The 24,657-nt window shown below is 66.1% G+C and carries 21 protein-coding genes; 7 read left to right on the plus strand and 14 right to left on the minus strand.

Annotated elements, in window-relative coordinates; all coding sequences use genetic code 11:
* Positions 1-209 precede the first annotated feature (209 nt).
* Together QX128_RS16270 and QX128_RS16275 are read right to left on the minus strand one after the other, a co-directional pair.
* Complete coding sequence (locus tag QX128_RS16270) at positions 210-1,013, minus strand: ParA family protein (protein ID WP_316179014.1); 804 nt, start codon at positions 1,011-1,013, stop codon at positions 210-212.
* A gap of 451 nt (positions 1,014-1,464) precedes the next feature.
* Entirely contained in the window at positions 1,465-2,817 is a 1,353-nt protein-coding gene (locus tag QX128_RS16275) for a peptidoglycan-binding protein (RefSeq protein ID WP_316237948.1), read from the minus strand.
* Positions 2,818-2,968: 151 nt separating this feature from the next.
* On the opposite strand from QX128_RS16275, the gene QX128_RS16280 reads away from it, so the two are divergent.
* Positions 2,969-3,772: a molybdopterin-synthase adenylyltransferase MoeB gene (locus QX128_RS16280; protein WP_315803981.1), complete on the plus strand. Its 804-nt coding sequence runs from the start codon at positions 2,969-2,971 to the stop codon at positions 3,770-3,772.
* A gap of 252 nt (positions 3,773-4,024) precedes the next feature.
* Here the strand turns inward: QX128_RS16280 and QX128_RS16285 are convergent, their stop codons facing one another.
* Entirely contained in the window at positions 4,025-5,029 is a 1,005-nt protein-coding gene (locus QX128_RS16285) for an aldo/keto reductase (protein ID WP_316237949.1), read from the minus strand.
* Between the two features lie 122 nt (positions 5,030-5,151).
* Between QX128_RS16285 and QX128_RS16290 the strand changes: the two genes are divergently transcribed.
* The gene (locus tag QX128_RS16290; RefSeq protein WP_315803945.1) at positions 5,152-6,081 is read left to right on the plus strand and encodes a LysR family transcriptional regulator; all 930 of its coding nucleotides are present in this window, start codon (positions 5,152-5,154) and stop codon (positions 6,079-6,081) included.
* A gap of 127 nt (positions 6,082-6,208) precedes the next feature.
* Here the strand turns inward: QX128_RS16290 and QX128_RS16295 are convergent, their stop codons facing one another.
* Positions 6,209-7,210 (minus strand): D-glycerate dehydrogenase, encoded by a 1,002-nt coding sequence (locus QX128_RS16295; RefSeq protein ID WP_315803944.1) that lies wholly within the window; start codon positions 7,208-7,210, stop codon positions 6,209-6,211.
* Between the two features lie 413 nt (positions 7,211-7,623).
* On the opposite strand from QX128_RS16295, the gene QX128_RS16300 reads away from it, so the two are divergent.
* A complete protein-coding gene (locus QX128_RS16300) occupies positions 7,624-8,109 on the plus strand; it encodes an SH3 domain-containing protein (RefSeq protein ID WP_315803980.1) in 486 nt (161 codons plus the stop codon).
* A 107-nt stretch (positions 8,110-8,216) separates the two neighbouring features.
* On the opposite strand, the gene irrA is transcribed toward QX128_RS16300, so the two are convergent.
* Positions 8,217-8,687 carry an iron response transcriptional regulator IrrA gene (irrA, locus tag QX128_RS16305; protein ID WP_315803979.1) on the minus strand — a complete coding sequence of 157 codons (471 nt, stop codon included), beginning with the start codon at positions 8,685-8,687 and terminating at the stop codon, positions 8,217-8,219.
* 455 nt (positions 8,688-9,142) lie between these two features.
* On the opposite strand from irrA, the gene fabA reads away from it, so the two are divergent.
* From fabA to QX128_RS16325, 4 genes are all read left to right on the plus strand, one after another.
* On the plus strand, positions 9,143-9,664 hold the full coding sequence (gene fabA / locus QX128_RS16310; protein ID WP_316237950.1) for a bifunctional 3-hydroxydecanoyl-ACP dehydratase/trans-2-decenoyl-ACP isomerase: 522 nt from the start codon (positions 9,143-9,145) through the stop codon (positions 9,662-9,664).
* Positions 9,665-9,740: 76 nt separating this feature from the next.
* On the plus strand, positions 9,741-10,964 hold the full coding sequence (fabB, locus tag QX128_RS16315) for a beta-ketoacyl-ACP synthase I (RefSeq protein WP_315803942.1): 1,224 nt from the start codon (positions 9,741-9,743) through the stop codon (positions 10,962-10,964).
* A gap of 146 nt (positions 10,965-11,110) precedes the next feature.
* Positions 11,111-11,911, plus strand: a complete 801-nt coding sequence (gene fabI / locus QX128_RS16320) for an enoyl-ACP reductase FabI (protein WP_316237951.1) — start codon at positions 11,111-11,113, stop codon at positions 11,909-11,911.
* A 225-nt stretch (positions 11,912-12,136) separates the two neighbouring features.
* Complete coding sequence (locus QX128_RS16325) at positions 12,137-14,122, plus strand: autotransporter outer membrane beta-barrel domain-containing protein (RefSeq protein WP_316237952.1); 1,986 nt, start codon at positions 12,137-12,139, stop codon at positions 14,120-14,122.
* A gap of 18 nt (positions 14,123-14,140) precedes the next feature.
* On the opposite strand, the gene QX128_RS16330 is transcribed toward QX128_RS16325, so the two are convergent.
* From QX128_RS16330 to QX128_RS16370, 9 genes are all read right to left on the minus strand, one after another.
* Positions 14,141-14,956, minus strand: coding sequence for a hypothetical protein (locus tag QX128_RS16330; protein WP_316237953.1), 816 nt, complete (start codon positions 14,954-14,956; stop codon positions 14,141-14,143).
* 74 nt (positions 14,957-15,030) lie between these two features.
* Positions 15,031-15,870 (minus strand): hypothetical protein, encoded by an 840-nt coding sequence (locus QX128_RS16335; protein WP_316237954.1) that lies wholly within the window; start codon positions 15,868-15,870, stop codon positions 15,031-15,033.
* 115 nt (positions 15,871-15,985) lie between these two features.
* On the minus strand, positions 15,986-16,456 hold the full coding sequence (locus tag QX128_RS16340) for a GNAT family N-acetyltransferase (RefSeq protein WP_316237955.1): 471 nt from the start codon (positions 16,454-16,456) through the stop codon (positions 15,986-15,988).
* Positions 16,457-16,602: 146 nt separating this feature from the next.
* Complete coding sequence (gene pnp / locus QX128_RS16345; RefSeq protein ID WP_315803936.1) at positions 16,603-18,759, minus strand: polyribonucleotide nucleotidyltransferase; 2,157 nt, start codon at positions 18,757-18,759, stop codon at positions 16,603-16,605.
* Positions 18,760-19,118: 359 nt separating this feature from the next.
* A complete protein-coding gene (gene rpsO, locus QX128_RS16350; RefSeq protein WP_015663225.1) occupies positions 19,119-19,388 on the minus strand; it encodes a 30S ribosomal protein S15 in 270 nt (89 codons plus the stop codon).
* Between the two features lie 2 nt (positions 19,389-19,390).
* Positions 19,391-20,497: a tRNA pseudouridine(55) synthase TruB gene (gene truB, locus QX128_RS16355; RefSeq protein ID WP_316237956.1), complete on the minus strand. Its 1,107-nt coding sequence runs from the start codon at positions 20,495-20,497 to the stop codon at positions 19,391-19,393.
* Positions 20,497-20,913 (minus strand): 30S ribosome-binding factor RbfA, encoded by a 417-nt coding sequence (rbfA, locus tag QX128_RS16360; protein ID WP_315716923.1) that lies wholly within the window; start codon positions 20,911-20,913, stop codon positions 20,497-20,499. The genes truB and rbfA overlap by 1 nt, the downstream gene beginning before the upstream one ends.
* A gap of 160 nt (positions 20,914-21,073) precedes the next feature.
* Positions 21,074-23,836 (minus strand): translation initiation factor IF-2, encoded by a 2,763-nt coding sequence (infB, locus tag QX128_RS16365; protein ID WP_315803933.1) that lies wholly within the window; start codon positions 23,834-23,836, stop codon positions 21,074-21,076.
* Between the two features lie 77 nt (positions 23,837-23,913).
* Positions 23,914-24,627 (minus strand): RNA-binding protein, encoded by a 714-nt coding sequence (locus tag QX128_RS16370; protein ID WP_315803932.1) that lies wholly within the window; start codon positions 24,625-24,627, stop codon positions 23,914-23,916.
* Positions 24,628-24,657: the final 30 nt, after the last annotated feature.

Below are 24,657 nucleotides of genomic sequence, written 5' to 3' on the forward strand. Positions count from 1 at the left end.
GAAAGCGATTCGTCAGTCACTCGACCGAGGAATCATCCATTTCCGGCAGCAAAATGGTAAGTTAGCGCCAATGGGGGGACAGGTCTCACCACGAACACTTCCCGTGTGTCTGCCCCGCGTCTGCCCCTCACCCCAACCCTCTCCCCGCAAGAGCGGGGCCAGGGAGCGCACCGCCGTCGCGGCAGAAGCTCGGGTCCAACTAACGAGGACTACAATCCCGCCTTCCAGTTGATGCCGTTGTCGGCCCAGGTCGGATACACCCGCGCCACCGGCAGTTTCGCTTCCTCGGTGGGCGGCGTCAGCATGATCGGGAACTCGACCTCGGCGTGCTCGCTCGCGTCCTTCAGTTCGCCCGCGTCGTGCATGACGTGATCGCCTGCAAGCTTGCCGGCGGTCCAGCGCCACAGGCTGCGAATCTCCTGCGCCGATTTGCCGGCCGCATCGAACTCGCTGACGCCGAGACCGGCGGCGAGCGCGTCCTGGTGGTCGTTGCGCATCATGATGAAGGGCTGCGCCAGCACCTCCGCGATGTCGCGTGGCGCGTCGGCGTCGAGCGCAGTCGTCGCATCGGTGACGCGATGGCCGCCGCGGATCGGGGCCTGGTTGAGCACGAAGGCGAACGGCTTGCGCCAGGCGCGCACGATGCTCAAGGTCGGTGCTGTCGCTTCGATGTCGGCGACGCTCGGACGCGCCGGAATGAGGCACAGATCGCAGTGGCGGATCGCGGCCGTCGTGGACGCCGTGATGCCGGCCCCGGTGTCGATCACGCAGACAGTGAAGCCGTCGCGGGCCAGCGCTTCGAGGCGAGGCTCGATCATCTTGGCGTCGTAGCCGGCTTCGACGATCGGCTCGCCCGCGGCGCGGCGCGCCTGCCATTTGGTCAGCGTGCCCTGACGGTCGGTCTCGATCACGCGCACCTTGTGGCCGGCCTGCTGCGCGGCCACGGCCAGACCAATCGCCAGCGTGCTCTTGCCGCTGCCGCCCTTCTGCGTGGCCAAAACGATCGTGTACATCGGGAGACAGTCCTTCGGATGTTGACGGAACTTATGAGAACGCCAAAGCTGAGTGCATCGCGGTTGCGCGGTGCGGAGCTATTCTCGCTCAGGACAGTCCCGGCCCGATCCAACTAACAGAGGGATCGCGGTGGTCCGAATCAGCACGCCGACAAAACTGTTCGAACTTTCTCACGCTCGGCCTGTGCCTGCACAGACCGGTTGACTACGGCGGGAGCCGTTCCGAGTTGATAGCAAGGTGCTAGGAAGTTGAGCGGCAGCGAGCCGCGGGCGAGCGATCGGCATCGCCGAGCATCATCCCATGCAGTCGCGATGCTGCACGTCCGATCCCCGCCGGCCGCCGTTGGGCCCTTAATTTTTTCTAAAACGACATGCTTAACATTGCGTAAACGCTGCCGCGCTGCAGTGCACAGCGGCACGATCGCGATGCCGAACCGGTTTGGCGCAGGCTCTACTTCCGCACGCAGATCACGCGCACCGTGGCCGCCTTGGCGTCGAGCGAGGTTCCGTCGGGCTTGACACCATGCGAGGCGAGAAACGCACGCGTCGCATCGGCGCTGACCATCACGACCTGTGTCGATGGGATCAGTGCCGTGCCCGCGAGGACGCCGGGCTTGAGCAAGGTGACGCCGGCGAACTTGCCGTCGCCGTCGAGCGCCGCCGCTCCGGAAAAGCCGAGCCCGGGCGCCGGCGCCAGCGAGGCGTCGCCGGTGCCGTTGGCGGCGAGCTGCGCCTTGACGGTGCTGATCGCGGCACCGCCGCCCTGGCTCTGCGGATCGGCGATGCCGACGATGTCGACCGACGATTTCGCACTGCCGCCCGACAGCGCCAGCGGCTTCAGGCCGCGCCCGCCGTAGATGCGCAGCAGCGCCAGGCCGCGCTCCTTGTCCTCGGCCACGCGCTCGGCATGGCCGAACCCGGGAATGGTGATTGCCACGCAGCCGTCGGTCACCTCGCGATCGGCGATGATGGCGCCGTCCTGGGTGGCGACGATGCCGGTGCCGTAATCGACGCGGCGCCGTGGCGCGGGCTGCGCGGCCAATGTCGACGGGAACGCGGTGAAGGCGCTCGACATCGCGATCACGACCGGCTCGACCGTGTTCTCGGTCGCCTGGTCGTAGAGGATGGTCAGGATGCGCACCTCGTCGCCCCGAAAGGTGCCGCGGATGTAGAACTTCTTCAGGTTCTGCAGGCCCGAGAGCACGAAGAAGTCGGGCTTCACCACGCTGTAGTCGACGGTGCGGCCGGCTTCCTTCTTTTCACGGTCGGCCAGTGCCGCGGTGGTCGGGTTGGCCTCCTTGCGGCGCGACAGCACGACCTGCACGGTGCCGGTGGGCGATGTCCATTTCGAGCCGTTGCCGTCGCTGGTCTGCTGCGGCACCAGCTTGGTCGGGATGCCGAGCCGGGCACCGCTGACCGGCTCGGTCACGAGCTTCCAGCCGACGCCCTCCTGCTTGCGGCGCGCGGTGTCGGCAAGCACGGCGCGCTCCTGCGGGTTCAACACGCCGGTCGGCTTGCCGCCGGATAGCTTCTGGTACTCCTTGATCGCATTGACCATGCGCTCGCTGACGTCGCCGGTGATGGCGCCATTGTATTGGCCAACCCAGGCAAGATCGGATTGCAGCGCAAGCCGCTCGGCCTGGCTCATCGCGTTGGCGGTGTCGGCGGGCGCCTGAACGCCCGGGCGCGCTGGCTGGGTCGCGACCGGCTTGGGCCTGGCGCCGGGCATCGTGGGCGTCTGTGCCTGCACCGACGCGCACGCGGCGATCCCGCAGATGAAGGTTGCCGTGGCCAGCCGTCTCATGACAAATCCCGATGCTCTTGCCGCGCCGCTAAATAAGCACATCTGCTTGGTCGGTCACAATCCGGCGAGGGTTCAGTGCGGAGATCCGCCGTCTTCGCCATGGGCCGGCAATGGGCTGACAGCGATGCGGCGGCGGAAGGACGGTGTAACGATGCTGAGCGACGAAGAAGTGGAGCGCTATGCCCGTCACATCGTGCTGCGCGATGTCGGTGGTCCCGGTCAGGCGGCGCTGAAGCGCGCCGCGGTGCTGGTGGTCGGCGCAGGCGGCCTCGGCGCGCCGGCACTGATGTATCTCGCCGCCGCCGGCGTCGGCACGATCGGCGTGGTCGACGACGACGTCGTATCGCTGTCGAACCTGCAGCGCCAGGTCATCCATGCGACCCCCGACATCGGCAGGCCCAAGGTCGAGAGCGCCGCCGAGCGCATCAATGCGCTCAATCCGCATGTGAGCGTCGTGGCGCATCGAAGCTGGCTCAATGCCGACAACGCGCTCGATCTGATCGGCGGCTATGATCTCGTGCTCGACGGCTCCGACAATTTCGACACCCGCTATCTCGTCTCCGACGCCTGCTTCCTGGCCGAGAAGCCGCTGATCACCGGCGCGCTCGGGACTTTCGATGCGTCGCTGACGACGATCCGCGCGCATGAGCGGAACGAGAAGGGCCAGTTCAATCCGACCTATCGCTGCCTGTTCCCCGAGCCGCCGCCGCCGGGCACGGTGCCGGCCTGCGCGGAAGCCGGCGTCATGGGCGCGCTCGCCGGCATGCTGGGATCGATGATGGCGCTGGAGGCGATCCGGGAGATCGTCGGTTTCGGCGAGGGTCTGGTCGGCCGGCTCTTGATGCTGGACGCGCGCACGATGCGGTTCGAGACGCTGCGCTACGGGCGCGATCCGGCGAACCCGTTGAATGGCGACGGGCCTGTGATTGCGGATTTGAGTGCGCACCGAAAGTGAGGTGTGCGTGAGCCGAGAGGCCGCCACGCATCTAGTTGTCGGTCATGAGTTGAGAGACTCTCGCCTCACTCTCCGCTGTCGTCCCGGACAAGCCGGGGCGACGCGATAGCGTCGGCGCGGCGCCGATCCGGGATCCATACTCCGTGAGCGTGATGAGGCGCGCGGAATTGACGGCCTGCCCGTTTCAGACGTCACGCGATATGGGTCCCGGCGTTCGCCGGGACGACGCCGAGGGGCTTGCCCGGTCTCGGCTCACATTCGCTTCCCGCGCTCACTGTCCATGTGGACCAGCTGCGACTCCGGATAGCGTTCGCCTGCCGCGACGCCAATCGGGAAGGCCTTGTCGAGCGCAGCGAGTTGCACTTCGGTGAGCTTGACGCAGAGCGCGCCGAGCGCCTCGTCGAGGCGGTCGCGGCGGCGGGCGCCGACCAGCGGGACGATGTCGTTGCCCTGCGCGGCCACCCAGGCGATCGCGACCTGCGCCGGCGTGGCGCCGACCTCGTCGGCGATGCCGCGCAGCGTGTCCACGAGGGTAAGATTCCGGTCGAGATTGTCGCCCTGGAAACGCGGCGAATGGCCACGGAAATCAGCGGCATTGGCGCGGTCCTTCGACCAGTGGCCACTGATCAGTCCGCGCGACAGCACGCCGTAGGCGGTGATGCCGATGCCGAGCTCGCGGCAGGTTTGCAGGATGTCGCTCTCGATGCCGCGCGAGATCAGCGAATATTCGATTTGCAGATCCGCGATCGGGTGCACCTTGTGCGCCCGGCGGATCGTCTCGGAACCGACCTCCGACAACCCGATATGCCGGATGTAGCCGGCCTGTTTCAGCTCGGCCATCGTGCCGATGGTCTCCTCGATCGGCACCTTGGGATCGAGCCGCGCCGGGCGATAGATGTCGATGGCGTCGACGCCGAGCCGCTGCAGCGAATAGGACAGGAAGGTCCTGATGGCCTCGGGCCGGCTGTCATAGCCGAGCCAGCTCCTGTCGGGGCCGCGCAGCGCGCCGAACTTCACGGAGATCTGCACGTTGCGCGGACCGGCCGAGGCCAGCGCCTCGCGGATCAGCATCTCGTTGTGGCCCATCCCGTAGAAGTCGCCGGTGTCGAGCAGCGTGATGCCGGCGTCGAGTGCGGCGTGGATGGTGGCGATGCTCTCGGACCGGTCGGTGGGGCCGTAGAAGTCCGACATGCCCATGCAGCCTAGTCCGATGACCGAAACCTCGGGGCCGGTCGAGCCGAGTTGGCGGGTTTGCATGATCAATCTCCTCTTGCTGGCGCAGGCGGCCTGCTGGTCCGCCCGGACAACGCGGATATCGGCGGATTTCCGCGGTTCGAAAAGCTGGACAATTCCGAATGGACTGTTCAACATGTCGAACAATGAGCGAGCCGGACCTCCGTGATCTTCAAGCCTTTGCTGCCGTGGCTCGCAGCGGCAATTTCCGCCGCGCCGCGCGCGAGCAGGGGCTCGCGGCATCCAGCCTCAGCCAGCGGCTCAAGGAGCTGGAGCAGCGGCTCGGCGTCCGGCTGCTCAACCGGACCACGCGAAGCGTCGGCCTGACGCAGGCCGGCGAGGCGCTGCTGGCACGGCTCGAGCCTGCGCTGTCCGAGATCGAAGCGGCGATCCATCAGGTGCGCGGCCAGCAGCAGGTCGCGGCGGGACGCCTGCGCATCAATGCGCCGCCGCCTGCGGTCGATCTGGTGCTGGCGCCGATGGTCGCGCCGTTCCTTCAGGCCTATCCGCTGATCGAGCTCGAGATCGTCGCCGACAGCGGCTTTGTCGACATCGTGCAGGCCGGGTTCGATGCCGGCGTGCGCTATGGCGAGCACCTGGCGCAGGACATGATCGCCGTACCGCTCGGCGAAACGCAGCGCTACGCCATCGTCGCCTCACCGCAATATGTTGCGCAGCATGGCCGTCCCGCGCATCCGCGCGACCTGCTGCAGCATGGCTGCATTCGGACGCGCTTCTCGTCCGGTGCGATGCTGGAATGGGAGTTCGAGAAGGACGGGCAGGTGATCAGGATCGCGCCGCCGGCTCGGCTGATCGCGGTCCAGCTCGGTCTGGCCTTCCGTGCCGCCTGTGACGGCGTTGGCTATTGGGCGACCTTCGAAGGACATGTGCGTGATGCGCTGGCGGATGGCCGCCTCGTCAGCGTGCTCAACGATTGGTGTCCGCCGTTCCCCGGGCCGTATCTGTATTATCCGAGCCGACGCCAACCACCGCCGGCGCTGGCAGCGTTCGTGTCTTTCGTCGGCGAGTGGCGGAAGCGGGCGGGCGGCCGGACCGAGCTGTCGTCCCGGCCTTGAGCCGGGATCCATAGCCACCGAACTGAATACGTTATGCGCGATCAGCCGCGTGCCCGTTTTCAGACATCGCGCGGTATGGGTCCTGCGTTCGCAGGGTCGACACCGATTGCTGAGATGGCTGGTCGGCCTACAGCATGCTCGGCAGCACGCGGTCCGGTGGGCGGTGGTTGTCGAGGAAGGTCTTGATGTTGATGATGACCTTCTCGCCCATCTCGACGCGGCCCTCGATCGTGGCCGAGCCCATGTGCGGCAACAGGGTCACCTTGCCGGCCTTGGCGAGCCGCACCAGGCGCGGGTTCACCGCCGGCTCGTGCTCGAACACGTCGAGGCCGGCGCCGGCGATGTCGCCGGCTTCGATCAGCCGCGTCAGCGTCTCCTCGTCGATCACCTCGCCGCGCGCGGTGTTGACGATGTAGGCGTCCTTGCGGATCAGCTTCAGCCGGCGCGCCGACAGGAGATGGAACGTCGCCGGCGTATGCGGGCAGTTGACCGAGATGATGTCCATCCGCGCCAGCATCTGGTCGAGGCTCTCCCAATAGGTGGCGCCGAGCTCGTCGGCGATCACCGGCGCGACCGGTCGGCGGTTGTGATAGTGGATCTGCAGGCCGAAGGCGCGGGCGCGCCGCGCCACCGCCTGGCCGATGCGGCCCATGCCGATGATGCCGAGCCGCTTGCCGCCGATGCGGTGGCCGAGCATCCAGGTCGGCGACCAGCCCGCCCAGTTCTTGCCCTCGGTGAGCACCGAGGCGCCCTCGATCAGCCGCCGCGGCACGGCGAGGATCAGCGCCATGGTCATGTCGGCGGTGTCCTCGGTGAGGACCTTCGGCGTGTTGGTGACGGTGATGCCGCGCGCCACCGCCGCGGCGACGTCGATGTTGTCGACGCCGTTGCCGAAGTTGGCGATCATGCGCAGCTTGCACTCGGGCTGATTGAGAATGTCGGCGCTGATGTGGTCGGTGACCGTCGGAACCAGCACCTCGGCGGTGCGCACGGCATCGGCGAGCTGCTCCTGGCTCATCGGCTCGTCGTCGAGATTGAGCCTGGCGTCGAACAGCTCGCGCATGCGGGTCTCGACCGAGTCCGGCAGCTTGCGTGTCACCACGACGAGGGGCTTTTTCCTACCTGACATGTGCTGCTCTCATGAGATCCTTCAGACCTCATTAACCGGGTTCGCCGAAACTACCGTCGTCGCCTGAGAGCGGCGCTTCCCTGGACTGGTCGTGTCGGATCTCGCAGGTGGGCCGATCCGTCCCTGACAGGGCTTCGCGAGCGATTCTCAGGCGCTTCCTGGCCGCTTGTGTTCGGTCCTGTCTAGCAGAAGGCCGGGCCAAGACAAGAAGCCAACGGCGGGTCGGGACTGGCGCTTTCGGCAAGCCCTCTCCGAGCACGAAGGGGGGCAGCCGGGCGGTTCGATGGGGATCGGGCGAAGGATCGCAACGCAATCCGCTTTGATCGGAGCGCGGGTCGATCCTTTCGAGGGAGAGTAAGTTGAGTAAATCGACGTTGTGGCGTTTGGGTGCTGTCGTGGTGCTGCTGGTCTGTCTGTTCGACGTTGCCGTCGGCAGGGGCCGCGTTGCGGCGAAGGACTCCGTTCTCACCACCAGCGGCCTGCCGGTGCCGCGCTATGTCAGCCTGAAGTCGGATCATGTGAACGTTCGCGCCGGTCCGACCAAGGACAACGACGTGGCCTGGGTCTATACGCGCTCCGGCCTGCCGGTCGAGATCACCGCGGAATATGAGAACTGGCGCCGCGTGCGCGATTCCGAAGGCTCGGAGGGGTGGGTCTATCACTCCTTGCTGTCGGGGCGCCGCACGGCGGTGGTCACGATGAAGAACAAGGACGATCTCGCCCCGATCTATGAGAGCGCCGACGCCACGAGCGGGGTCACCGCGCGGCTGCAGGCCGGCGTCGTCGCGCAAGTGAAGAAATGCGGCAACGGCTGGTGCCACGTGCTCGGCAATGGTTTCGAAGGCTGGATCCAGCAGCAGCGGCTGTGGGGCGTCTACGCCGACGAGCAGGTCAATTGAAGGCCCAGGTCAGCGCCATCCGCTGACCTCTATCCTGACGCACGCCCGACACAAAAATGCCCGCAGCGGCTGCGGGCATGATGCTTCTATGACGATGTTCCGGAGGCTCAACGCTTCTTGCGCAGCCGGACGACCATGTCGATCCGGGCGATCTCGTAACCTTCGGGCGCCTCCGGCAGCTTCGACAACGCCAGATGCTGGTCAGGGATGTCGACCAGCTCGTGGTTGTTCTCGAGATAGAAGTGATGGTGGGCGGTGACGTTGGTATCGAAATAGGTCTTGGTGCCGTCAACGCTGACCTGGCGCAGCAGACCGGCGTCGGTCAGCTGGTTCAGCGTATTATAGACCGTGGCGAGCGAGACCGGAACCTTGGCCAGCGTCGCTTCCTCATAGAGCATTTCGGCGGTCAGATGCCGCGCACCCTTGCCGAACAACAGCCAGCCCAAGGCCATGCGCTGGCGGGTCGGGCGCAGCCCGGCCGCCTGCAGCATCTCGTTGACGTCGTGCCATGGGCAGCCATTGAGTGCCGGCTGCCGGCCGCTCCCGAGATCCGGGTTGCCGCGATCATGACCATTCATCGAGGCGTTGTTGCTGACATCCACTTCAAGCACCGCACAATTCGCTCTCATCCACAACTGATATAGGAAGAAACCCATTCAGATGCAAGCTTATCGCAACTAACGTATCTAGAACGCCCCTAAACTGCATTTGCCGCCCGGTTCGGGCGCGGGGCCCGGTGCTGCGTCGATTTACCTGGATACGCGCATTGACGCCGCAATCCTCTATGTTAGAGAGCGCCCGGACCCGATTTGCCCTGCCATGGTGAGCGCCGGCGGCCGTGATGGCCATGTGCGCGAATCCAGGCGTCGTTAAGCCCGCCGCCGACAGCGGTCATGTTCGCCTGGTGCGATGGCCCAGCCTTCGTGCCGACGCGATGACCGGCCAGCGCGGCGCGGAAGGGGGCGGCGCGCGGGAAGGGTCCATGTCGCGCGGCACAAATTCCACCGGGGATCGTTGAGAAAGGCCACCAAGCATGCTGGATCGGCGCAGCGCATATGAATACGAGGACCTGCTGGCCTGCGGCCGCGGGGAGCTGTTCGGCCCCGGCAATGCGCAACTGCCGCTGCCGCCGATGCTGATGTTCGATCGGATCGTCGAGATCTCCGAGACCGGCGGCGAGTACGGCAAGGGTGTCGTCCGCGCCGAGCTCGACGTGAAGTCGGATCTCTGGTTCTTCGGCTGCCATTTCAAGAATGATCCGGTGATGCCAGGCTGTCTCGGCCTCGATGCGATGTGGCAGATGGTCGGCTTCTACCTCGGCTGGACGGGCGGCGCAGGGCGCGGCCGCGCGCTGGGCCTCGGCGATCTCAAGTTTTCCGGCCAGGTTTTGCCGACCGCGCGCCAGGTTGTGTACAACGTCGACATCAAGCGCGTGATGCGCTCAAAGCTGGTGCTCGGTATTGCCGACGGGTGGCTTTCGATGGATGGCGAGATTATCTATCGCGCCAAGGACCTGAAGGTCGGCCTGTTCAAGCAGGACGCCGCGCCGACTTGAACCGGCAGGCTGCGACCACAGACAGTGCAGCAGGCACGACTGCAACACAACACACGAGCAAGGTGAGGCGGACATCATGAGGCGGGTTGTCATCACGGGCATGGGCATCGTCTCATCGATCGGCAACAACACCCAGGAGGTGCTTGCCAGCCTGTACGAGGCGAAGTCCGGCATCTCCCGTGCTGAGAAATATGCCGAGCTTGGGTTTCGTTCGCAGGTGCAAGGCGCGCCGACGCTGAATCCCGCGGACGTGGTCGACCGCCGCGCCATGCGCTTCCTCGGCGAGGGCGCCGCGTGGAATCACGTCGCCATGGAGCAGGCCATCCTCGATTCCGGGCTGGAGCCGACCGACGTCTCCAACGTCAGAACCGGCATCATCATGGGCTCCGGCGGGCCCTCGACGCGCACGCTGGTGGAGGCGGCCGACATCACCCGCACCAAGGGCCCGAAGCGCGTCGGTCCGTTCGCCGTGCCGAAGGCGATGTCGTCGACGGCCTCGGCGACGCTGGCGACCTGGTTCAAGATCAAGGGCGTCAACTACTCGATCTCCTCGGCCTGCGCGACGTCCAATCATTGCATCGGCAATTCCTACGAGATGATCCAGTACGGCAAGCAGGACGTGATGTTCGCTGGCGGCTGCGAGGAGCTCGACTGGACGCTGTCGGTGCTGTTCGACGCGATGGGCGCGATGTCGTCGAAGCACAATGACACGCCCGCGACCGCGTCGCGGCCCTATGACGTCACGCGCGACGGCTTCGTGATCGCCGGCGGCGCCGGCGTCCTCGTGCTGGAAGAGCTTGAGCATGCCAAGGCGCGCGGCGCCAAGATCTACGGCGAGATCGCGGGCTACGGCGCGACCTCGGACGGCTACGACATGGTGGCGCCGTCGGGCGAAGGCGCCGAGCGCTGCATGAAGATGGCGCTGTCGACCGTGAAGACGAAGATCGACTACATCAATCCGCACGCGACCTCGACGCCGGCCGGCGATCCGCCGGAGATCGAGGCGATCCGCAAGGTGTTCGGATCGGGCGAGAAGTGCCCGCCGATCGCCGCCACCAAGGCGCTGACCGGCCACTCGCTCGGCGCCACCGGCGTCCAGGAGGCGATCTATTCGCTGCTGATGATGAAGAACGGCTTCATCTGCGAGAGCGCCAACATCACCGAGCTCGATCCCGCCTTCGCCGACATGCCGATCGTGCGCAAGCGCATCGACAACGCCAAGCTCGGCACCGTGCTGTCGAACTCGTTCGGCTTCGGCGGCACCAACGCGACGCTGGTGTTCAAGCAGCTCGACGCTTAAGATTTCAATAGCACTGGTTTCGTCGGCATCATGGCCGGGCAGCAGCGCGAAGCTCATTCTTCGCACCGATGTCCGGCCATTGGCGTCTCGAAGGCGGAACGATCATCCTGGCTGGGCCGATCCCGGCATGACGAAGGAGAGACATCATGCAGGGTCTGATGAAGGGCAAGCGCGGGCTTGTGATGGGCATCGCCAACGACCATTCGATCGCCTGGGGCATCGCCAAGACGCTGGCTGCGCATGGCGCCGAGATGGCCTTCACCTATCAGGGCGACGCGCTCGGCAAGCGCGTCCGCCCGTTGGCCGACGAGCTCGGCGTCAAGCACGTGCTGCCTTGCGACGTCGAGGACATCGCCAGCGTCGATGGCGTGTTCACTTCGCTGCGCGAAGCCTGGGGCGGGCTCGACTTCATCGTCCACGCCGTCGCTTTCTCGGACAAGAACGAGCTCAAGGGCCGCTATGCCGACACGTCGCGCGAGAATTTTGCGCGCACGATGCTGATCTCCTGCTTCTCCTTCACCGAGATCGCCAAGCGCGCCGCCGAGCTGATGCAGGAGAGCGGCGGCAGCATGATCACCTTGACCTTCGACGGCTCCAACCGCGTGATGCCGAACTACAACGTGATGGGTGTCGCCAAGGCCGCGTTGGAAGCCTCGGTGCGCTATCTTGCCGCCGATTACGGCCGCCGCAGCATCCGCGTCAACGCGATCTCGGCCGGCCCGGTGCGCACGCTGGCGGGCTCGGGCATCGGCGACGCCCGCTTCATGTTCGCGTTCCAGCAGAAGCACTCGCCGCTCGGCCGCGGCGTGACCCTGGAGGAGCTTGGCGGCTCCGCGCTGTATCTGTTGTCGGAGCTGTCCGGTGGCGTCACCGGCGAGATCCACTACGTCGACTCTGGATATAACGTGATCTCGATGCCGCGCCCCGAGGATCTCAAGGCGGACTGACCTCCGCGCGCATCGGCGGTATCGGGGGCGCGAGACTCCGTCCTCCGATCGACCCAAATTTTCCCAGTTGAAGACAATGTTCCTGAACGGCTAATCAGGAGGCATTGGCGCAACTCTTGCGGTTGGCTGTTGCGATGACGCTGCGATGCATCATGACCGGTGCATCGGCCGCGGCCGTCAGCCAGACGCTCGCGCCGGCAGCAAGACAAGTCGTGGGGGCGATTGATGCTGCGTTCGAAAGTCCGTGTCATCGCTCTCTGCGCGATGACCGGCATCGTGCTTGCGGCAGGGGGCGCAGGGCCGGCGAAGGCGCAATCGAGCGTCTGGGACTCCACGATCTCCAACACCAACTGGTATGTGCCGACGGCGCAACTGCTCGCCTACCTGTCGCCGAAGACGGGCTTCTCCAATCCGGTCCCGATCGGTGACCAGACGTTGTGGACCCTGGGCACCGCGACCAACGGCGCCTTCACCGGCACCAGCGTCGCGCAGCTCAGGATCGGCCCGGCGCTGCTGACGGACACCTCGACCATCCAGGGCTTCGTCACCACCAGCGGCCAGATCACCATGCTGTTCACGCCGACCGGCGGCGGCACTGCGACCGTCGGGCTCGGCTATATGCGCAACGTCAACGGCGTGACCAGCATGGAAATGCAGATGATCACCGGCGACAGCCTGCTGGTGACGCATTGGGCCTACATGCTGCCCTATGATCCCGCGACCTTCACGCCGCCGCCGTCAGCACCGGTGCCGGCCAACTCCGTCCCGCAATGGGCATGGACCGCCGGCACGCCGTGGCGGATCGTCAGTCCGACATTGTTCGGCACGCAGGCGCCGGGCCGCTTCGTCATCACCAACTATCAGAACGGCTATTTCTGGGGCGCGGGCGTCGCGCCGACGGGCAGCACGGCCGGTGGCTTCACCCTGCTCGGCTCGGTCACCCCGGAGGGAAGCGTGCTGTTCAATACGCTGTCGCGTGGCAGCCTGACCAGCCTCTATGGCGCGATGAGCGGCAATGCGTCTAATGCGCAGATGGTCACCTCGACGTATGATCTCACGGGAAGCATGACCGGCGATCTGGCGACGATGTCGCTGATCCAGCCCTATGGCACTGCGCTTCGGTCGGCCGGCGGCCGCGTCGGCCTGGAAGCCGCCGACGTGCTGTACCGGCTGTCGATGACGTCGGCCGGCTGGAGCGGATCGATGGTCTCGGGATTTGCCGCGCTCGACAATCTCAGCGGTCCCTCGCTCAGTGCCGCCGTCAAGCAGACGCTGCCGGTGCTGACCGGGGCGGCGTCGCAGGCAACCTATGTCAGCCAGCAGGCCTTCCGGCAGACGATGACCAACAGGCTCGATGAGGTCAGCAGCACCGGCTGGGCTGCTGGCCGCAATGTCTGGATGCAGCCTCTCGGCGGCACCGCGCAGCAGACAGGACGTGATGGCGTTCCCGGGTATAGTGCCGTCGGCGCGGGTCTGGCGCTCGGCGCCGATGTGGCCGTCTCGTCCCGCGCCATCATCGGCGGCGTTCTTGGCTATTCTCATCACACGATCAGCGGAAGCGACGATGCGGTGCCAAACCGTCTCGGTCTCGCCTCCTATCAGCTCGGGCTCTATGGGGCCTACGCCGTCAGTTCTGATGTCACCTTCGACTATCAGCTCGACGGCGGATCGAGCGACAACGGCGAAAGCCGGTCACTGAACTTCATGGGTGCGTCCGCCGGCGGCAGCTATCGTTCCTACAGCGGCCACGCCGGTGCGGGCATCAAGACCCGCATTCCGCTGCGAGACGACCTCGCGCTCGTTCCTGCACTGCGCCTGGACTACGGCACGGTTCGCAGCGGCTCCTATCGGGAAAGCGGTGCCGGCGGTTTCAGCCTCGACGTCGATCCTCAGGTCTATCAGGAACTCGTGACGACGGCGCAGCTGAAAGCGGTCTATGCGCCGACAACGCAGGTTCGTCTGATCAGCGATGTCGGCGTCGGTTACAACGCGCTGAACCAGGCATTGCAGATCGGCGCCGCCTTCTCCGGCGGCGGCGACGGCTTCGTCACCCGGGGCCTCAGCCTGTCGCCCTGGGTCTACTCGGCCGGGCTTGGTCTTGTCGCTGCGGGCAACGATCGCCTCGACCTCAGCGTTCGCTACGGCATCAACGCGACGCCGTCCGGCCTCGTCCAGCAGTCAGGCCATGCGGTGCTGAAGATCAGGCTATGACGCGCCGAGCTGATGGTTCTATTCGCGCTCAAAATAAGCCGGCAGGCGCTGGTCGAGCCGGAACTTGAGCATCGAGCGCGCCATGTCACGCAGCACGTTGTTGTTCGCGGCATCCGGCGGCGAGGCGGGAAATGCGGAGTTGTCGACGTCGCCGGCATGAGACGGCGGTCCGACGCCGGACGTCAGCCGTGAGAGCAGCGCCTTGGAACTCGTGGCAGGCTCGCGCGTCTCGAATGTCGCGCCGTCATAGAGCTGGATATCGATCATGATGAAGACGTGGCTGATCCGGCCAAAACCCTCGCCCCGATTGACCACGCCGACGCCGGTGACCTCGTCGTTCGTCGAGGGTTCGCTGTCGGTCCGGCGGGTGATCACGAGGTAACGAGCGCACCCCGCCGAACCGGCCACCCTCCTGACGATGGGTGTGAGCTTCCCGTTCTCGGCCTTGACCGGGGGCGACTGATAGAACGAATCGAATGCTCCTTTGGGGACGCTGATGCGGCGGATCCCGGCATCACCCGCGGCTGCTTTCACGCGCGCGTAGACGAGATCGTCGAAACCCCAGGAGACCGGCACTTCGGCGTACTCGTTGCCCAGACGGGTCATGCCGTTCTTCTGCACCGTGAAGACATCGCCGAGCGCTGAGATCACCCCGAGCTCGCACGGTCCGCCCTCGCGGACGGCCCTTGCCGGCTTGGCGGCCTTGGCAACGCCGGCCGCCGGCTTTGCCGCAGGCTTGGCGCTCAGCGGCGCAGGTGACGATTCCGCCAGGGCGTTGGTGCCCGACCAGAGCACGGCAATGAGCAGCGGCGCGAGCAGGCGTGAAATCGTCACTGGGAAAACTCGTGCTGGGAGAAACGAATGCGGACGGTGAAGCCCGTTCGAGGCGTATGACAGCGGGCGACGGCTCATTCGATCTTCAGGTAGCTCGGCAGGTCGCGATCGAGCTTCGCCGCGACCAGGCTGCGCGGGCGTTCGCGTAGCACGGTGCTCGTGGCTGCGGCGGCAAGAGGCTCGGGGAAGTCGGCATTGTCGAGCTTGTTGAGGGGATCCTCGGTGAGCCTCATGGTCTCGGCCAGCCGTGCGCCGGTATCCGCCGAGAATGAGCCGATCTTCTCGTAGGAATGGCCGTCGATCAGCGTGATGTTGACGTTCGCGAACAGGTGCGAGTGCCGGATGAGTGATCCGAGGCCCTGATTGTAAGCGCCAATGCCCCTGAGCCTCAGGGTGGTGTTGGGAATGGTCGCCTCAAACCTGGTGACCACGAGGTAGCGTTCGCAATTTGCATTCGTGGTGACGTTGCGCACGATCGAGGTCAGGCTCTCCTTCGGATCGGGCAGGAAGCGCGACGTCGGATGGTAGTAGGGCTCGAACGCGCCTTTGGGATAGCCGACCCTGCGGACGGTCGGATCGCCGGCGGTCGCCGCACGCACGCGCGCCACGGCGAGGTCGTCCAGTCCCCAACCCGGCAGGGTGACCTCGTCCTCTTCGGTTTCGAACACCGTGAGGCCGAACTTGCTGACGGCGAGCTGGTCGCCGAGCGCGGCAATGACGCCCAGCCGGCAGGGACCGCTTTCAACAGCGATCGGCTTTGCCGCCGGCTTCTTTCCCGAGGACTTCTTGGCGGCGGGCGCGGCCTTGGCCGGGGCTGTCATCGTCGACGGAGCCTGGGCCCAAGCCGCAGTTGTGAAGGCAGCAGCGAGACCGACGAGCGCAAGACGGGGGATCAGCAGGAGCGGTGCGGACATGGCGGATGTTCGAGATTGACGAAGCGAGCGGGAACCCGAACTTAGTTCGCCCGCGAAGGCGCACGCAACGGTTTCCGGCCGACACGTGCAAGATCAGCGCTTGCACGCTCCGCGATCATGAGTCCGCCGCCCGGTCGCCACGCCTCCATCGATAATATTTCATGATGCGGCCGTGCAGCGGATCAGCCTGCTTCTTTTCCAGCGCGAAGCCCTCGCGTTCGTACCAGCGCCACGCCTTCCCGTTGCCTTCGGCGCAACGCAGCCAGACCTCGTCGGGCAGCAGCTCGCGGGTGAAGGCGAGCAGGCGGCGGCCGAGCGAGCGGCCCTGATGCGAGGGGGCGATCATCAGCTGGTCGAGATAGAGCAGGGGCACGTTGATCGCGAGCATCGCCGCGAGCTGGCCGCCGTCATCAGCGACATAGAGGCTCCAGCCACCCTCCATCTCGCGCGGCACGCGCTCCTTCAGCAGGCTCAGCAGCGTGTCGCTCGGGCGCTCCAGCCCGGTCGAGCACCAGCTCTCCATCCAGAGCCTCGCGATGGCGTCGTATTCGTCCGGGCGAGCGGGGCGGATGACAGGATGGTGCATGTGGGGTGACCTGAAGCGGGGTGACGGCCTGGCCTCTGCATCCGCAGCCATGACCTGGGACGCGCGAGGGTGTGCGACCGATAGGACAACAAAAAAGGGCGGCTCGAAAGCCGCCCTTTGTGTTTCACTCGAAGGGTGCCCCGGCTTTACTCGCCGGCGGCTTCGCGCGCCTCGGCGGGCGCGTCCTTCTGCTTGGCCTCGAGATCCTCGCCGGTGGTCTGGTCGACCGCCTTCATGGACAGCCGGGTCTTGCCGCGGTCGTCGAAGCCGAGCAGCTTGACCTTGACCTTGTCGCCTTCCTTGACGACGTCGGTGGTCTTCTGCACGCGCTTGTCGGCGAGCTGCGAGATGTGCACGAGGCCGTCACGGGTGCCGAAGAAGTTCACGAAGGCACCGAACTCCATCACCTTGACGACGGTGCCGTCATAGATCTGGCCGACCTCCGGATCGGAGGCGATCGACTTGATCCACTTGATGGCGGCCTTCATCGCCTCGCCGTCGTTGGAGGCGACCTTCACGGTGCCGTCGTCCTCGATGTTGACCTTGGCGCCGGTCTTCTCGACGATCTCGCGGATCACCTTGCCGCCGGTGCCGATCACTTCGCGGATCTTGTCGGTCGGGATCTTGAAGGTCTCGATGCGCGGCGCGTATTCGCCGAGCTCGGCGCGCGCGGCGGTCAGCGCCTTGGACATCTCGCCCAGGATGTGGATGCGGCCTTCGCGGGCCTGACCCAGCGCAACCCGCATGATCTCCTCGGTGATGCCCTCGATCTTGATGTCCATCTGCAGCGAGGTGATGCCGCTCTCGGTGCCCGCGACCTTGAAGTCCATGTCGCCGAGATGGTCCTCGTCGCCGAGGATGTCGGACAGCACGGCGAAGCGGCTGCCTTCTAGGATCAGACCCATCGCGATGCCCGCGGTCGGCCGCTTCAGCGGCACGCCGGCATCCATCAGCGCCAGCGAGGAGCCGCACACGGTCGCCATCGACGACGAACCGTTGGACTCGGTCACCTCCGACACGACGCGCGTCGTGTAGGGGAACTCGTGGTGCGGCGGCAGCACCGGGTGGATGGCGCGCCAGGCGAGCTTGCCGTGGCCGATCTCCCGGCGCTTGGTGCCGCCGAGACGGCCGGTCTCACCGACCGAGTAGGGAGGGAAGTTGTAGTGCAGCAGGAACGTCTCCTTGTACGTCCCCGACAGCGCGTCGATGTACTGCTCGTCCTCGCCGGTGCCGAGCGTGGTCACGACCAGCGCCTGGGTTTCGCCGCGGGTGAACAGCGCCGAACCGTGGGCGCGGGGCAGCACGCCGACCTCGCAGACGATGTTACGCACCGTCTTGGCGTCACGGCCGTCGATACGCTTGCCGGTGTCCAGGATGTTCCAGCGGACGATCTTGGCCTCGAGCTCCTTGAACACGGCGGCGATACGGAGCTTGTCGTATTTCGGCTCCTGCCCCTCGGGGAAGAAGTAGGCCATCACCTTTTCCTTGACGGCGCCGACGGCAGCATAGCGCTGCTGCTTGATCGGAATCGCGTAGGCGGTGCGCAGGTCCTGCTCGGCGATCCCGAGCATCTCCTTCTCGATCGCGGCGTTGTCGATGATCGCGACGTCGCGCGGCTCCTTGGCGGCCTTTTCGGCGAGCTCGATGATCGCGTTGATCACCGGCTGGAAGTGACGGTGACCGAACATCACCGCACCGAGCATGATGTCCTCGTTGAGCTCCTTGGCCTCCGATTCCACCATCAGCACGGCGTCCGAGGTGCCGGCGACGACCAGGTCGAGCTGGGTGTCGGCCATCTCGTCGAGGGTCGGATTGAGGATATATTCGTCATTGGCGAAGCCAACGCGGGCCGCGCCGATCGGGCCCTTGAACGGAACGCCCGACAAGGTCAGCGCTGCCGACGCGCCGACCAGCGCGACGATGTCCGGATCGTTCTCCATGTCGTGCGACAGCACGGTCACGATCACCTGGGTCTCGTTGCGCCAGGCATCGACGAACAGCGGGCGAATCGGGCGGTCGATCAGGCGGGAGACCAGCGTCTCCTTCTCGGTCGGACGGCCCTCGCGCTTGAAATAGCCGCCGGGAATGCGGCCCGCGGCGTAGGTCTTTTCCTGATAGTCGACGGTCAGGGGCAGGAAGTCGACGCCCTCCCGCGGCGCCTTGGCGGCGACGACGGTCGCGAGCACGACGGTCTCGCCATAGGTGGCGACGACGGCGCCGTCAGCCTGGCGGGCGATCTTGCCGGTTTCCAGCTTGAGCGGACGCCCACCCCAGTCGATCTCGACGGAATGCTTGGTAAACATGGGTATCTTCTTTCATGAGATGATCGAAGGCGGACTCCCCAGAAACAAAAAAACCATGCGCAAGATTGCGGGGCGCTGGAATGCGATCAGCGGCCTGCGATCCTGCCATGGTTTTCTTATTTCGGATGGCGTCCATCCTTCTCGTAAATAACGGGCACCTTGCCCGTCACGCCCAGCGGCCGGATTGCTGCTGAAGCGTACTGCATGGTCCTGGTCGGATCAGTCGAAGAGCGTATCCGCTTCTTTCCAGATCCGGCCAGACCGCATGATCCCGGATGAGCGAACGCCGCGCGTGCGGCGTCCTCAGGATCATGTCGTCAACGCGCGCAATGACGCGCGCGCTCATTCCATAGCGAAGCTCAACGACGAATGTTGTGCTTCTCGAGCAGCGCCTTGTAGCGCGCCTCGTCGTTCTTCTTCAGATAGTCCAGCAGCGAACGGCGGGTCGACACCAGCTTCAGGAGGCCGCGGCGGGAGTGATTGTCCTTGCCGTGGGTCTTGAAATGGCCGGTCAGGTTGTTGATGCGTTCCGACAGGATCGCAACCTGCACCTCGGGAGAACCGGTATCACCGGCCTTGGTGGCGTTCGCCTTGATGATTTCCGCCTTGCGCTCTGCGGTCACCGACATCGTCAGTCTCTTTCGTTGCGACCGGAGCTGGCAGTCAGTCCGGTCAGGTTGAACACGCGCTTGGGGATGAGTTCGCCATTGCCAATTTCGGCAAGCGCCAGAAGGCGGCCTGCGACCGTGACATAGACTGTGCCGCTACTATTGGGCGCATCCCGTCCGCGCAACAAAACGGCCTGGCCCCTGTGGAGCCTTGCCGCATCAGCCCGAGTGACGGCCAGTGCCGGGATGTCGTCCAGCGCGGTCTCAACGGGCAGGAGTGCGTCGGCGAGGCTTCCCTCACCGGACGCGGCTCTATTGCACAAAGCCTCCAACTGTTCCAGCGGAATCATGTCGTTCTCGGTAAACGGACCCACCAGGGTCCGCCGGAGCGCGCTGATATGGCCGTAACAGCCGAGGAGGCGGCCCATGTCGCGGGCCAGCGCCCGGACATAGGTTCCCTTGCCGCATTCCGCCTCGAATACCGAATGGTCGGTGTCGGGCTGGTCGACGAGGGTCAGTTCATGGATCTCGACCGGGCGCGGCTGCAGCTCGACGACCTCGCCGTCGCGGGCGAGATCGTAGGCGCGCTCGCCCTGGACCTTGATCGCGGAATAGCGCGGCGGCGTCTGCTCGATCCGGCCGGTAAATTGCGGCAGCAGCGCCCGGATCGCCGCGGCATCCGGCCGGCTGTCGCTGGTCTCGACGACCCGTCCTTCGGTGTCGTCGGTATCGCGCTCCTCGCCCCAGGTCACGGTGAAGCGGTAGCGCTTGCGGCCGTCCATCACGAAGGGGACCGTCTTGGTGGCTTCGCCCAGCGCGATCGGCAGGCCGCCGGAGGCGAGCGGATCGAGCGTGCCGGCATGGCCGGCGCGCTTTGCCTGGAACAGGCGCTTCACCACCGCCACGGCCTGGGTCGAGGTCATGCCGATCGGCTTGTCGAGCACGACCCAGCCATGGACGTCGCGACGATCGCGGCGCGGCTGGTTGCCCTGACCGTTTCCTTGGCGCTGCTTGTTGCGCGGATCATTGTTGTCGCGCAACGGGCGTCCGTCGGCGGAATGGATCGCCTTGGCCGCGGTCGGTTCAGCGCTCGGCGCGTCGACAGTGCCGGTTTCGGGGGGAATGGTCATCAGCTCTCTTCCGAATCCGAATTGAGGTCTCTCTGCACCGCGGGTGTTCGCAGTAATTTCTCGATCCGTTCCGCTTCGTCGAATCGCTCGTCGACGCGGAAGCGGATGTCAGGTGCAAATTTCAGGTTAACGCGCCGCGCGATGTCGCCGCGCAGGAACTTCTTGTTGCGCTCCAGCGCCGTGAGCACGACGTCCGTATCCTGTCCGCCGAGCGGCATGATGTAGATCGTGGCGAGCTTCAGGTCGGGCGACATGCGGACTTCGGGCACCGTGATGATGTGTCCCTCCAGGTCCGGATCGTGCACGTCACCGTGGCTGAGAATGTCGGCGACAGCGTGACGCACGGTCTCGGCCACGCGCAACTGACGCTGCGAGCCGCCGGAAGCGGCGCTTCCCCTCTGGTGATGGCGAGGCATTTTTCAAAAATCCAATGGATCGTCGCCCGGCGTGAGCACGGGCGAGAGGATCATTCTGATTGAGTTCAACGACGCTTCGTTAAGTTCAAGAGGCGCGGCGATTCCGCATGTTCACGGAATCGCTGCTCGCTCGAATTGCAGCGCTCTGTAGGATTCGGACTTACAGCGAGCGCTGGATGGTCTCCACGCGATAACACTCGATGACGTCGCCGACACGCATGTCGCCGTAGCTCTCGAAGGCCATGCCGCATTCCTGGCCGGCCTGCACTTCCTTCACTTCGTCCTTGAAGCGCTTCAGGGTCGACAGCTTGCCCTCGTGAACCACGACGTTGTCGCGGATCAGGCGGACATTGGCGCCGCGTTCGACAGTGCCGTCGGTGACGCGGCAGCCGGCGACCTTGCCGACCTTGGAGATGTTGAACACCTCCAGGATCTGCGCATTGCCGAGCATGGTTTCCCGAAGCGTGGGGGCCAGGAGACCGCTCATCGCCTTCTTCACGTCATCCACGAGGTCGTAGATGATGTTGTAGTAGCGGATCTCGATGCCGTTGCGCTTGGCGAGTGCGGCCGCTTCCTTGTTGGCTCGCACCGAGAAGCCGATGATCGCGGCGTTGAAGCCTTCGGCCAGCGTGACGTCGGACTCGCTGATGCCGCCGACGCCGGCATGCAGGATGCGGGCGGCGACCTCCTCGGTGCCGAGCTTCTCCAGCGAGCCGAGAATGGCTTCCAGCGAGCCCTGCACGTCGGCCTTGATGATCAGCGGGAACTCCTTGCGGCCCACAGTCTTCAATTGCGACATCATCTGCTCGAGCGAACCGCGCATGCCGGAGATCGAGGCTGCCGCGTTCTCGCGCTTCTGGTGCGCGCGGTAGCTGGTGACCTGGCGGGCGCGGGCTTCGTTCTCGACGACGGCGAGACGATCGCCGGCTTCCGGAGGACCGTTGAAGCCGAGCACCTCGACCGGCACCGACGGGCCTGCCTCCTGCAACGTCTCGCCCTGGTCCGAGATCAGGGCGCGGACGCGACCCATCTCGGCGCCGGCGACGATGATGTCGCCGACCCGCAAGGTGCCGCGCTGGACCAGCACGGTGGCGACCGGACCACGGCCGCGATCGAGCTTGGCTTCGATCACGGTGCCTTCGGCCGGGCGATCCGAATTGGTCTTGAGGTCGAGGATGTCGGCCTGCAGCGCGATCATCTCCAGCAGACGATCGAGATTGGTCTTGTTCTTGGCGGACACCTCGACGTCGACGACCTCGCCGCCCAGCGATTCGACCTGCACCTCGTGCTGCAGCAGCTCGGTGCGGACGCGCTCGGGACGGGCGTCGGGCTTGTCGATCTTGTTGATCGCCACGATCATCGGCACCTTCGCCGCCTTGGCGTGGTTGATGGCCTCGATCGTCTGCGGCATGACGCCGTCATCGGCCGCGACCACCAGCACGACGATGTCGGTGACCTTGGCGCCGCGGGCGCGCATCGCGGTGAACGCGGCGTGGCCGGGCGTGTCGATGAAGGTGATCTTCTTGCCGGAATCCGGCGCGGTCACCTGATAGGCGCCGATGTGCTGGGTGATGCCGCCGGCTTCACCCGAGACCACGTTGGCGTGTCGCAGCGCGTCGAGCAGCGAGGTCTTGCCGTGGTCGACATGGCCCATGACGGTGACGACCGGCGAGCGCGGCTCGGTGTCGGTCGAATCGTCGACGACGTCGAACAGGCCCTCTTCCACGTCCGAGGCGGCGACGCGCTTGACCGTGTGGCCGAGTTCTTCCGCGATCAGCTGCGCGGTGTCGGCATCGATCACGTCGGTGATCTTGTGCATCGCGCCCTGGCGCATCAGCAGACGGATCACGTCGACCGCGCGCTCCGACATGCGGTTCGCCAGCTCCTGGATGGTGATGGCTTCCGGAATCGTCACCTCGCGGACGAGCTTCTCCTTCTGCTCGTTGGCGGCATGGCCCTTCAGGCGCTGCGTGCGGCGGCGGAACGATGCGATCGAGCGCTCGCGCACATCGTCGGCCGTGAGCGCCGTGACCACCGTCAAGCGGCCGCGCTGCTTCTGCGGACCCGGCTTGTGCGTGGTCTTCGGCGGCGGCGCGGGACGTGCGGCTCCGCCGGGCCCCCTGCGGATCTGGCGCGGACCCTCATCCTCGTCGGGACCGGCGGCAACCGCCGCCGGCGCGCGGCCGAGCGGGCCGCCTGCGGCAGGACGGGCGCCGGCCGGGCGGGCGCCCGCCGGCTGGGCGCCGCCGGGCCGCGAGCTCGGACCACCAATCTGCTGCGGCCGGCTGCCCGGTGCGCCGACGGGCCTGCCGGGGGCGGGCGTCGAGCGGGCCGGTGCGGTGGCGGCGGGCTGCGGCGCGGATGTCGCCGGACGGGGCGCCTCGCCTTCACCGAACCGCTTCTTGGCCTCGAGCTCGGCCTTGCGCTTGGCTTCCTCTTCGTGACGGTGCCGCTCTTCCTCGGCCTTGCGGCGCGCCTCGGCAGCCTCGCGCTCGGCGCGTTCGGCGGCTTCGCGCTCGGCGCGGCGGCGGGCTTCCTCTTCGGCCTGGCGGCGTTCCTCGATGTCGCGCACGCGGGCGTCGGCCAGCGCGCTGGCGCGCGCCGAGCGCTCGTCCTCTGTCAGGGTGCGGAGCACGACGCCGGAGCCGCTGCGCTGTGGACCGGACGACCGCGGCCCGGACGGGCGGTTGCTCGCCGGCGGCGGCGTCGGCGCCTTGGCGACGGTCGGCTCCGGCGCGTGCGGCGCATCGGGCGCCCCATCGCCGACACGGCGCTTGGTGCCGCGCTTCTCGACCACCACCTGCTTGCTCCGGCCATGTGGGAAGCTCTGGCGCACCGTGCCAGTCTCGACGCGCGGCTTCAGCGTCAAGGTCTTGGTCGGGACACTCAGTTTCTTGTCGCCCGGAGTGTTGTTGTCGGCCATTCAGTCGTCCTAATCTCGTTTACCTGCGTGCGGGTCTGCCGCACCGTCCCATTCGTGCAATCGTCGCGTATTCGTCGCTATGTCTTCGAAGTCGAAGCAGATTTCGTGGCCGCGGTTCCGGCAATCTTGTCAGCGTCGGCCGACCGGTATCGGACCAGTGTCTGGCTGCGCGACAGGAATGTCCTGCTCGCCGGGCCTGCGAGCACGGCAGCATGTATCACATTTGAGCGCCCAAGTGCCAAATCCAATTCTGCCGAAGTGAGACAGCAGATGATCGGAATTGTCGGGGCTTGGCCCTGACCCTCGGCGTTCGGCCGCACCAGCGCGTCGAGCTTGCGGATCCCGTCGGCTGCACCGTCCGCAGCATGGACGAGGGCTGCCAAGGTCGACCGTGACTGCCGCTGCGACAGCGCCGCTTCCACCTTGGAGAAACCGGAGACGACCTCGCCCGCCTTGGCGGCAATCCCCAGCGCTTCGATCGCGCTGCGGGCCAGCAAGGCTTCCAGGTCTTCGGGAAGGGTAGGCGGGACGCGGACGTTTGTCTTGAAGCCTCGGCTGAAATGGTGACGCCGCACCGCCTCCGCAACCGCCTGGCGCGAGGCGGTGATCCACAAGCCCCGCCCCGGCAGCTTGCGCTTGATGTCGGGCACGACCTCGCCCGACGGGCCGACGACGAAGCGGATCAGCTCGCCGATCGGCCGCACTTCGCGGCTGACCGCGCACATGCGCATGGTCGCGGACTTCTCGGTCCGCGGTCCATTGTCGAGCTCGGGGTCGGCCAAAGCGAGCATGCGGTGATGCGGCTCCTCATCTCAAGCGAG

Origin of the sequence: Bradyrhizobium sp. SZCCHNR1015, from assembly GCF_032489875.1 — a bacterium.
Classification (GTDB): domain Bacteria; phylum Pseudomonadota; class Alphaproteobacteria; order Rhizobiales; family Xanthobacteraceae; genus Bradyrhizobium.